This is a genomic window from Acidimicrobiales bacterium (assembly GCA_036273495.1).
Classification (GTDB): Bacteria; Actinomycetota; Acidimicrobiia; order Acidimicrobiales; family JAJPHE01; genus DASSEU01.
Genome location: DASUHN010000030.1, coordinates 1 through 10,993 on the forward strand (window position 1 = coordinate 1; position 10,993 = coordinate 10,993).

General features: G+C 73.2%; 8 protein-coding genes. 4 read left to right on the forward strand and 4 right to left on the reverse strand.

The features are described 5' to 3' along the window. From VFW24_01320 to VFW24_01335, 4 genes are all read right to left on the reverse strand, one after another. On the reverse strand, positions 1–696 hold a 696-nt coding region (locus VFW24_01320; GenBank protein ID HEX5265390.1), incomplete at its 3' end, for an AAA family ATPase. A gap of 11 nt (positions 697–707) precedes the next feature. Continuing rightward, on the reverse strand, positions 708–2,549 hold the full coding sequence (locus VFW24_01325; GenBank protein ID HEX5265391.1) for an ABC transporter ATP-binding protein: 1,842 nt from the start codon (positions 2,547–2,549) through the stop codon (positions 708–710). A 3-nt stretch (positions 2,550–2,552) separates the two neighbouring features. Beyond that, positions 2,553–3,842, reverse strand: coding sequence for a hypothetical protein (locus VFW24_01330; GenBank protein HEX5265392.1), 1,290 nt, complete (start codon positions 3,840–3,842; stop codon positions 2,553–2,555). Positions 3,843–3,928: 86 nt separating this feature from the next. After that, a complete protein-coding gene (locus VFW24_01335) occupies positions 3,929–5,347 on the reverse strand; it encodes an amidase (protein HEX5265393.1) in 1,419 nt (472 codons plus the stop codon). A 35-nt stretch (positions 5,348–5,382) separates the two neighbouring features. On the opposite strand from VFW24_01335, the gene VFW24_01340 reads away from it, so the two are divergent. From VFW24_01340 to VFW24_01355, 4 genes are all read left to right on the forward strand, one after another. Continuing rightward, positions 5,383–6,624 carry a phytanoyl-CoA dioxygenase family protein gene (locus tag VFW24_01340; GenBank protein HEX5265394.1) on the forward strand — a complete coding sequence of 414 codons (1,242 nt, stop codon included), beginning with the start codon at positions 5,383–5,385 and terminating at the stop codon, positions 6,622–6,624. Positions 6,625–6,709: 85 nt separating this feature from the next. Further along, positions 6,710–8,845, forward strand: a complete 2,136-nt coding sequence (locus VFW24_01345) for a PKD domain-containing protein (GenBank protein ID HEX5265395.1) — start codon at positions 6,710–6,712, stop codon at positions 8,843–8,845. Positions 8,846–8,865: 20 nt separating this feature from the next. Next, complete coding sequence (locus VFW24_01350) at positions 8,866–10,161, forward strand: hypothetical protein (protein ID HEX5265396.1); 1,296 nt, start codon at positions 8,866–8,868, stop codon at positions 10,159–10,161. A 46-nt stretch (positions 10,162–10,207) separates the two neighbouring features. Then, on the forward strand, positions 10,208–10,993 hold a 786-nt coding region (locus tag VFW24_01355; GenBank protein ID HEX5265397.1), incomplete at its 3' end, for an alpha/beta hydrolase.

The following is a 10,993-nucleotide window of genomic DNA, read 5'->3' on the forward strand; positions in this document are numbered from 1 at the left end:
AGCGGCCTGCTCCTCGAGGAGGGCCAGCAGGCGCGCCACGGTCGTGGTCTTCCCGGTCCCGGGGCCGCCGGCGATGACGGCGAGCCGGCGGCGTACCGCCGTGGCCGCCGCCCGCCCCTGCTCACCACTGACGTCGTCGGCGAACAGGCGGCCCAGCCCCGCCGCCAGGACGCCCTCGTCCACCGCCGGGCCCGCCGCCCCCGCCCGGGCCAGGAGGTCGACCGCGACCGACCCCTCGTCCCGCCAGTAGCGGTCGAGGTAGAGCGCCGTTCCGGCCAGCCGCAACGGACGGTCGTCGGGCCCGTCGGGTCCCACCGCCACCAGGGGGCTGGCGGCCACCCGCTCGACCCACTCCCCGACGTCCGGCCAGGGCAGGGACTCGAAGTCCACGTCGTCCTCGGCGTCGGACGCGGCGGTCGACCGCACGGTGGCGAGGTCGACGTGGACGTGACCCACCCGCGGCGCCCGCACCGCCAGCGCCGCCGCCAGCGCCACCAGCTCGTCGGCGTCCCCGCCGAGGCGCCCCAGCCGGAGGGCCACGTGGACGTCGGCGGGGGCCAGCACCCCGGCCCGGTTGAAGGCGCCGAGGAGGCTCCCGCCGTCGACGCCGAGGACGAGGCCGGCGTCGAGGGGGTCGGGGAGGGCGCCGGCCGCCCGTCCGGGGGCGGCGGTGGCGGTCGGGCCCCGGGCGGTCATCCCCACCGAGGCTACGTAAGGGGTGTGACCGTGCTGTCGGCCTGGTGCTGGTACAGGCGGCGGTAGGCCCCGTCGCGCTCGAGCAGCCCGGCGGGGGTGCCCTCCTCGACCACCCGGCCGTGGTCGAGGACGTAGATGCGGTCGACGGAGCGGATGGTGGACAGGCGGTGGGCCACGATCACGACCGTCCGCCCCGCCATCAGCCGCTCGAGGCTGTCGAGGAAGTCGGCCTCGGTGGCGGCGTCCAGGGCCGAGGTGGGCTCGTCGAGGAGCAGGATCGGGGCGTCCTTCAGGAACGCACGGGCTATCGAGATGCGCTGCTGCTGGCCCACCGACAGCTTCACGCCCCGGTCGCCGACCTCGGTGTCGTAGCCCCGCGGCAGGTCGCAGATGAAGGCGTCGGCGCGGGCGGCGCGGGCGGCCGCCTCGACCTCCTCACCGGTCGCCCCGAGCCGCCCGTAGAGGATGTTGTCCCGGATGCTGGTGGAGAACAGCAACGGCTCCTGGGGGACCATGCTCACCAGGCGGCGCAGGCTCACCAGGCTCAGGTCGCGCACGTCGTGGCCGTCAATCGTCACCCGGCCGCCGGTCACGTCGTGCAGACGGGGGAGGAGGTGGAGCACCGAGGTCTTGCCCGCCCCGGTCTGGCCGACGAGTGCCACCTTCTCTCCCCGCCGGATGACCAGGTCCACGCCGGCCAGCGCCACCCGCCCGTCCTCGTGGTCGAGGCGGACCTCCTCCAGCCGGACGGCGGCGGAGAAGCCGGGGATGTCGAGGGCGCCCTCGCGCTCGGTGATGTCGGCGGGCGTGTCGAGCACCTGGAAGGTGCGGCCCACCCCGACCACGGCGTCCTGGAAGGGTCCGAACACGAACATGATCTGGTTCATGGACTGGTAGATCGCCTGCATGTAGGTGAGGAAGACGAACAGGGCCCCCACGGTCACGTCCCCGTGGATGACCCGCAGGGTGGCCACGTAGATCACCCCTCCGGTGGCGAGGGCGGTGATGCTGACGGTGACGGCGTTGAGCGTCTGCTCCGACAGCCGGAAGCGGAGCTGGGCCCGCACGAAGGCCAGGCTGATGTCGTTGAAGCGGCGGCGCTGGTCTCCCTCCTCCCCGAACACCTGCACGGCGCGGATGGCTCCCATGGTCTGCTCGATGTGGGCGGTCAGGTTGGCGAGGTGCTGCCGGCTGACCTGGGCGCTGGACTGGATCCGCCCCGACAGCCACCGGATGGTCACCGCCAGGGCCGGCACGACGGTGAGCGCCACCAGGGTGAGGACCGGATCGAGGATGGCCATGAAGACCGTCATCAGCGCCATCCGCAGCGCCAGGGTGGCCCAGTTGGTGAGGCCGAAGATCATCACCTCCTGGATCGACCGGGCGTCGTTGATGGCCCGGAAGATCAGCTCCCCGACCGACGTGTTGGCGAAGTACCGCAGCGACAGCGTCCGCAGGTGGCCCACCAGACGGGAGCGGAGGGTGTGGATCATCAGCAGGGCGGTGCGGGCGATCACGTAGAAGCTGGCCGCGTTCACCAGGGCCTGGGCGGTGGCGACGACGACGTACCCGAGGGCCAGCAGGGCGCCGGCGCGCAGCTTGTCGTGGGACGTGGCGGTGCCGAGCGTTCCCAGCCAGGTGATGTGGAGGCTGCGGTGGATGAGCACCCCGTCGATCAGCCACTTGATCGGGAACGGGAGCAGGACGAAGAGCAGGGTGGACAGACCCGACAGGAAGACGCCGAGGCCCACCCCGCCGCGGAACTCCCACAGCAGGCGGCCGATCCGCCGGTAGACCCCGGTCAGCGGCGGCCGCTCCGCCAGCGGCTTGTCAGGGTTGAAGTAGAAGGTCACCGCTCACCAGTAGGCGACGTCGGTGTAGGGCCGGCTCACCCGCGGCACGATCCGCTGGCCCGGCTCCTCGAACCCCATGCACCGCAGGGCCCGCGTGTCGTCGACGACGCCCGGATCGGCCACCAGCGCCAGAACCTCGGGGGCGAACTCCAGCGGCGCCAGCAGGTGCACCCGGCCCAGCTCCCCCGTCCGCACCGCGAAGTGCCGGATCAGCGCCGCCATCGCCCCCTCGTACCCGGGCGCGTGGCCCCAGTCGAGGAGGGCGGTGGTCGACATGACCTGCTCCTCCCCGGTCAGCTTGTGGCGCCAGCGCTCGCGCAGGTCCCGGCCCCGGTCCCACAGGCCGCCGCACGCCACGATCCGCCCGTCCCGTTCGACGACGCGGTGGTCCTCCCACCCGTACACGTGGTTCCAGAACGACGGGCGCGGTCCCCAGAAGGGATCGTCGAGCCGCTGCTCCAGGTACTCGGTGCTGTAGGGCCGGAACAGGTCCAGGCCGGCGTGGGTGGCGTTGATCAGCTCCACGCACGCCGGCACGTCGGCCGGCTCGACCGGACGGATACGCAGGCCCGGCCCCTCCTCCGAAGTCCCGGGCGGAGCCGCCGGGATCCGGTGCACGGTCGCGCTCAGCCCCTCCACCTTGTGCTCGTGGGCGCTGTCGGCCTCCCCCCGGATCTTGTCGAGCCAGCCCTGGGCGGCGTTGCCGGAGCGCTCGTACCAGTAGGTCACGACGCCGAACCACGTCGACGCCCCGGGCCCGGCCGCCATCTGGAGCAGGCGGGAGAGGCGGAAGCCGCGGAACTCCCTGCGCACCCGCCAGGCCGACATCAGGTGGACGCAGAGCCTCTCACCCCCGACGACGGCATTGCGCGACGAGTGGGCGGCGGCGGCCAGCAGGATCCCCTTGCAGTTGAGCACCTGGAGGTTGGCGTGCTCCTGGAGCCGGAACTGGGCCCAGGGGTTGGGACCCCGCTCCACTGTCACCTCGAGGTCTCCGACGTCCTCGGGGGAATCGGCGTAGAGGTCGACCAGAGCGTCCCCGTCGCGCCAGGTGGCCTCGCGCGCCCGCACCGGGCCGTGGAGCAGCCGCTCCATCGTCTCGAGGTCGCGCAGCACGACGTCCACCGGCGGCCTGCCCTCTCCCAGCCAGAAGGCGAAGTCCCCGGAGTTGGCCCGGGCCGCCAGGGCGCGCTCGAGCAGCCCGTCGGGCCAACCCCGTTCCGACGCCGCCTGCGCCAGCTCCTCCGGCACCGGCGCAGGAGTGGTGAAGATCGGGTGGTCGTCCAGCTGCATCTGAGCCCCCGTGTGAGTCGCTCGGGACCGTAACGCCCCGACCGTCGGGAGGTGGTGGATTTTGGGGCGGGGGCGCCCGCTCTCCATCAGATCGGAGGGCGGCGGCTCTCCCACGGCATGGCGGACTCGAGCTGGGCGGCTACGCGGAGGAGCAGGGCCTCCTGCCAGGGGCCGGTCACGAGGTGGATCCCGATCGGCAGGCCGTCGGGGCTCACGTGGGTGGGGAGGGAGATGGCCGGCTGGCCGGTCAGGTTGAACGCCGAGGTGATGGCGGCCATCTGGAACACGGGCAGGGCCGGGCCGCCCGTTTCGGCCGCCGCATGGGAGGCGGCCAGCACCTCCCCGGCGCGGGGAGGCGGGATCGTCATCGTCGGGGTCAGCATGACGTCGAAGTCCCGGCCCCAGCGCGACACCACCTCGCGGGAGAAGCGCTGGAGGTCGTGCACCGAGCGCACGTAGGTCAGGCTGTCGACCGCCTGCGCCGCGGCCCGGTTGGCCCTGATGTGCGGCTCGACCCGGTCCCAGTCGACGTCGTAGTCGGCCAGGCCGGAGTTCACGACGTCGAGGAAGGCCGCCAGGCTGTCGGGGGGCACGTCGAAGGTGACGCCGTCGACCCGGTGGCCGAGGCCCTCGAGGGCCGTGGCCGCCTCCCGGGCGGCGGCGGCGCAGACGGGATCGAGCTCCAACCCGAACGGGGCCTGTTCCAGCAGCCCGATGCGCAGCCGGCCCGGGTCGGCGCCCACCTCGTCGAGGAAGGGCCGGTCCGGCGCCGGCGCGTTGTACCACTGGCCGGGATCGGGGCCGCACGTCGCGTCGAGCATGGCGGCGGTGTCGGCCACGTCGCGCGTGACGAAGCCCTCGACGGCACCCCCCTCCCACGCCATGTAGAGCGTGGGGATCCGGCCCCGGCTGACCTTGAGCCCGACCAGCCCGCAGCACGACGCCGGGATCCGGATCGACCCGCCACCGTCGTTGGCGTGGGCCACCGTGAACATGCCGGCCGCCACCGCCGCGCCGGCGCCCCCGCTCGACCCGCCCGGCGTGTGGTCGAGGCTCCAGGGGTTGCGCGTGAGCCCGTAGCGCACGTTCTCGGCGGCGGTGATCGGCCCGAACTCGGGTGTGTTGGTCCGGGTGGTGAGCAGGAACCCGGCTGCCCGGAAGGCGTCGACGATCAGCTCGCTCTCGTCCGACACGCCGGGGGGCGCCCCCCACGAGCCGAAGGTGACGGGCCAGCCTCCCACCGGCGTCAGGTCCTTCACGGGGATGGGGACGCCGTGGAACGGGGCCAGCTCGGCCGGGTCGCCCTGCATGACCTCGTCGGCGGCCTGACGGGCGGCGGCCCGGGCCTCGTCGTCGTTGCGCCACACGACGGCATTGACCTTGTCGTTGACCGCGTCGATGCGCGCCAGAGAGAACTCGAGGGCCTCGACGGGGCTGATCTCCCGGGCCCGGATGGCGGCGGCCAGCGAGCGGGCGGTGGGGAGGTCGAGGACGCGGTCGCTCATGGCGGAAAGGTACCGCCCCCGATACCGTTTTCCCCGTGCCCGCGCCCGGATTCCCCCTGATCGACTTCGACGAGCTCCACCGGGAGTCGCTGCCCGGCTGGCTGGCCGACGGCCGGGGGGAGCTGGCCGGCCGGGCCGTGGCCGCCGTCCCGGGACTGCGCCCGATCGCCTTCCGCCTCCCCGACGGGCGGGCCTACACCTACGTCCCGGACCAATCGGGCGTGGAGGTGGTGGCGGGCGCGGACGGCGCCGCCACCGTCGTGGAGCTGAGCGCCGACACCTGGAGCGACTACGCCCACGAGCTGCACACCGCCTTCGGCCTCCTCTACGGCGGTCAGGTCAGCGCCGCCCGGGGCGGCCTGGAGCAGCTGGTGGCGTGGGAGCCGGTGGTGCGGGCCATGCTGGCCGGGCGCCCCGTCTACCGCACCGAGGACGTGGTGCTGACCGGGGCGGACGGGAGCCCCCTCGACCTGACCGCCGGCTTCACCCTGGACTCACCCGCCGAAGAGGTGCGCCGGTTCTTCCGGGCCGCCGGCTTCGTGCACGTGCGGGGCGTCTTCTCCGCCGACGAGATTGCCGCCGTGGTCGGCGAGGTGGACCGGCTCACGGCCCAGGCCCGTCCCGGGGACAACCGGTCGTGGTGGGCCAAGAACGCCGACGGCACCGAGGTCCTGTGCCGTCTGATCTACATCAGCGAGCGTTCGGAGCTGCTGGCGCGGGCGCACGAGGACGGGCGGCTGCAGAAGCTCATCGAGACCATCCGCCCCGAGGGTGCCGACCTGATGGTCGACGACGCGCGCGGGGACGGCCACTCGGTGGTGCTCAAGAACCCCGGGGCGGTGGAGGGCCTCTCCGACCTCCCCTGGCACGTCGACTGCGGCCTCGGCGGCCATCCCATCCTGTGCCCGACGATCAATCTCGGCGTGCAGCTCGACGCCGCCACGCCCGAGACGGGCCAGGTCCACTATCTGGCCGGCTCCCCCGCCCGCTCCGCCGCCCACCTGACCCCGGAGGATCTGCGCACCGGGGACTACCCGACGGTGGCGGTGACCACCGCGCCCGGTGACGTCACCATGCACCTCGGGGACACCCTCCACCTGGCGCCGCCCCCCACCGCCGTCGGTCCGGTGCGGGGCCGGCGGGCCATGTACCTGACCTGGCACAACCGCCTCTGCGCCGACCACATCCCCCCCGGCTCCGGATACAACGACGTGGTGCTCCACTCCGGCCAGGACAACGTGGTCAGCTCGGTGCCGGAGCAGCTGGCCCGGCACTGACCGGGACCCGGCGCGCCGGATCGGTCCTCCGCCGGGGCGCCGGCTCGGGGCAGGTGGGGAGCCCGTCCCCGCCGAAGTGCTGGGGATGGCTGGGGCCGCCCGACGACTGGTGCTTGTCGCCCTCGGCGCCGCCGGGCTGGTCACCGGCGCCGTCGTGATCCCTCCGGCCCACGCCGCCGGCCGCCCGGCCGGACCCGCCGTCTTCCGGGTGGGCGTGGCCGTGGCGGACATCGATCCGGCCACGCCGGCGTACCTGGGCGGCTACGGCGCCGGTCCCACCGGCGGAACCGTCCGGCGCCACGTCAACCCGCTGACCGGCCGGCCCGAGGAGCTGACCGTGCGGGCCATCGCCGTCGAGAGCGTCCGGAACGGCCACCGGCAGGTGGTGGAGCTGGCGAGCGTGGACAGCCAGGGCTGGTTCGCCGGCTACCAGGAGGGCCCGTACGGGATCTCCGACGTGCGGGCGGCGGCGGCCGGTTGGCTCCGTTCCCACGGCGCCCCGTCGGCGGCGTCCGCCGACATCATCGTCTCGTCGCTCCACGAGCACGCCGTTCCGAGCGTGTACGGCGTCTTCTCCCCCGCCAAGGCCAACGTATGGTACCTGAAGCAGCTGGCGGCCACGACGACCCGCGCCCTCGAGCAGGCCTACAGCAACGCCCGGGCCGCCACCATCACCGCCGGTACGGCCGAGGCCCCCTGGCTCGGAGGTGGGGACGTGGCCGAGGGCAACGAGTTCGAGGGCTGGAAGCGCGACGGCTCGCTCGTGGCGCTGTGGGCCCGGGATGCCACCACCGGGCGGACCATCGCCACCTATGTCTCCGAGCCCGCCTACCCCAATATCGTGTTCGGGCCCGCCGACCTGTTCGGCACCACCAAGGAGACGTTGATCAGCTCGGACTTCCCCGCCTACGCCGAGGCGATCATCGAGGCCCGCCTCGGCGGGGTGGCGGTGCTGGCGTCGGGGTCCCTGGCCAACCAGGCCAGCCCCCTCCAGGCCGACATCGCGCCGAGCCCCGACCTGCCGAAGGTCGACGGCCATCCCCAGACGCGCGCCTTCGACGACATCATCCAGATGGGCTCGGCGGTGGCCAACAACGTCTTCCTCGCCCTGGCGCACGGCCGTCCGATCACCGACGGCACGCTGGCGGGAGCCGAGCAGAACGTGATCAGTCCGGTCACCAACCCGGCCGACTCCGCCCTGTCCGTTCTCGGCGCCGGAGACGACGGGGAGGACTGGGCTCCCGCCGGCAACATCTTCACCGTCTGGCCCGACGACCGGGCCTTCACCCCCCCGTACGGCTACGGGGCGGCGGTGGGAACACCGGTCACGACCCTGCGCATCGGGAACCTGGCCCTGGTGAGCGAGCCGGGCGAGTTCATCGGCAGCGTCCGGGACGCCCTCAGCCGGGGCATCCACGCCCCCGGCGGGGTGTTCGTGGTCGGGGGGGCCCAGGACTTCCTGGGCTACGAGTACCCGGCCTATGTCACCCCCTTCACCAACCTGGGCGGGGACGAGCTGATCTTCGGTCCGAGCGCCACCCTCGGGGACCAGACGGTGACGGCGGGAGAGACCGAGGCCCAAGCGCTCGGCTTCTCCGTCGACCCGACCTCCAACGCCGAGACCACGGCCCTGGACCAGCAGTACGCCCGGATGGCGCAGACCGGGGTGTGGCTGCTGCCTTCGGTGACGAGCGGGGACCTCGGTCCGGCCCGGACCTTCTCCCCCCTCCTGCTCGCCGCCGCCGACCCCGCCCGGGCGCGTATGGGCTGCGACAACCCGGCCCTGTTGTTCACGCCTGCCGGCTGTCCCGACACCGATCCCGCCCTGGGCCCGTTCACCTGGCAATTCGGGGACGGAACCACGGCGGTGACCCCGGTGCAGGGCCGGGCCCGGGCCTCGTTCAGTCCCTACGTGGCCCACGCCTACCACCGGCCGGGTGTGTACCAGGTGACGGTGTCGGTCACCGCCGGCGGGTCCACGGACTCGATGACCGTGCCGATCGTCGTGCACCCCGCTCTCCACGCCGTGATCACGCGCCGCGGCGGGAGCGCCCACGCGGTCATGCAGGGCGGGGACGGCCATCTCCTCTTCGCGGTGTGGACCCTGCCCGACGGCTCGCACACCTTCGGGCCCTCCGTGCGGCTGGCCCGCCACGGCACCGTCCGGCTGGCGGTGGTCGACGGCACCGGGACCGTGGCAATTGGCAGCGTGCGCCTCTGACGGTCCTTAGAGTCGGCGCCATGGCGGACGAGCCGGCCCTGCCCGACACCCCCGCCGGGCGCCAGGCGGAGTGGTTCCTCCGCCACACCCGGACCAAGGGTCGGGACCTCACCGTCGAGGAGATCCGGGACCACCAGGTGATCGGCGAGACCTGGACGGCCGAGGACTCCCTGGCCCGCTTCCGCGAAGCCGACGACCGCCCCTTCCGGATGGGATGGGTGAAGGAGGCATCCCCGCACGCCGTCGAGATCCACCTCGACTACGGGGACGACCGCCCGTTCAACCTGACCGTCGAGGTGGAGGAGGACCCGCCCCACCTGATCGGCCGCATCTTCTTTGCCCGGGCCATCCCCGAGGACATCGTCATCCGCCCCGCCCAGGACTCCGACGGGGCGGCCCTCAACGACCTCGAGGTCCGGGCGCCCATGCAGCTGGGTGACGGCACCCTTCTCACCTACGACCGGGGCCCCGACTTCCTCGGCTTCGGGCGGCTGATGGGGAACAACATCTGCTTCGTGGCCGAGCGCGACGGCCATCTGCTGGGCCTGGCGTGCGGGGCGTCGCACCGGGTGCGCATCGGCGGGCGCGACCACACGGTCATGCTGCTGCACCACCTCCGCGTGCCGGTCGAGCACCGCAAGGGCGGGATCTTCAGCTCGCTCAACAACCACGTGTTCGGCGCCTTCCACGGCCGGACCGACGCCGCCTACGGCTACACGTCCCTCGACAACCCCGAGGCCATGCGGATCGGCGGGCCCGGCACGTGGAGCGTCACCGTGTACCGGATGGTGCTGGACTGCCCGGCCCTGGCGGGTCCGGCGCACGGCCGCGTCGCCACCCCGGCCGACGCCACCCTGGTGGCCGACATCCTCAACCGGGCCCACGACGCCGAGGAGGCCTACCTGCCGCACACGGCCGAGTCCTTCTCCGAACGCATGCAGCGGGCCCCGGAGCTGTACAGCTGGGACCAGGTTCTCGTCGGGGACGGGGCCGTTCTCGGGGTGTGGCTCGCCGGCATCCGCCTCACCTCCGAGCACGAGGGCCGGCGCCGGTTGTCCACCCGCGCCGTCGTCCTCGACCACGGGTTCGCGCCCGGCGCCGGGGAGGAGCAGGTGGCCCTGCTGCGGTCGTGGGCGGCGCGCCTCGTCGAGCTGGGCCACACCGAGATGACCCTCGTGACCTCCGAGTCCTCACCCGCCTACCCGGTCGTCGCTCCTCTGGCCGCCAAGCTCGACCCGTTCGCCTACCGGATGGCCGTGCCCGAGCCGGAAGGCACCGGCGAGCGGGGTGTCTACGTGGACGCCATCTACTTCTGACCGGTCTGCGGGCACGCCCGGCGCCTCGGGTGCTAGTACTGCGGCCATGCCCACGACGACCAACGGTTCGGTGTCTCTGTACTACGAGGTGTTCGGCTCCGAGGGGGACCCGGTGCTCCTGCTGGTGAACGGCCTGGGAAGCCAGTGCATCAACTTCAAGGTGGAGCTCTGCCAGAAGTTCGTCTCCCGGGGCTTCCGCGTGGTCCGCTTCGACAACCGCGACGTCGGGCTGTCCAGCCATCTCAAGGGGGGACCGAAGTACACCGTCGACGACATGGCCGCCGACGGGTTTGCCGTCCTCGACGCTGTCGGCGCGGCGGGGGCCCACATAGCCGGGTGGTCGATGGGCGGGATGATCGTGCAGGCGATGGCGCTGCAGCACCCGGAGCGGATCCTGTCGATGACGTCGGTCATGTCGGCGCCGGGCCCGATGACGGGAGAGCGCGACCCCGACGTGGCGGCCGCCTTTATGGCCCCTCCGGCCACGACGCGCGACGAGGCGGCCGAGCGCCACCTGGCCGGGCTGCGGGCGTGGGGGAGCCCGGCCTGCTACGACGTCGACCGGATCACCGCCGACGCCCACGCCGCCTACGACCGCTGCTGGGACCCCGAGGGCCGGGGGCGCCAGATGATGGCCGTCGGCACGTCACCGTCGAGAGAGGCCGCCCTCGGCTCTCTGAAGGTCCCGACTCTCGTCCTGCACGGGGACGCCGACCGGCTGGTGTCGCTGGAGGCGGGCCGGGCCACCGCCGCCGCCATCCCCGGCGCCCGTCTCGAGATCATCGAGGGGATGGGCCACGACTACCCGCCGCAGTACTGGGACCGCCTGGTC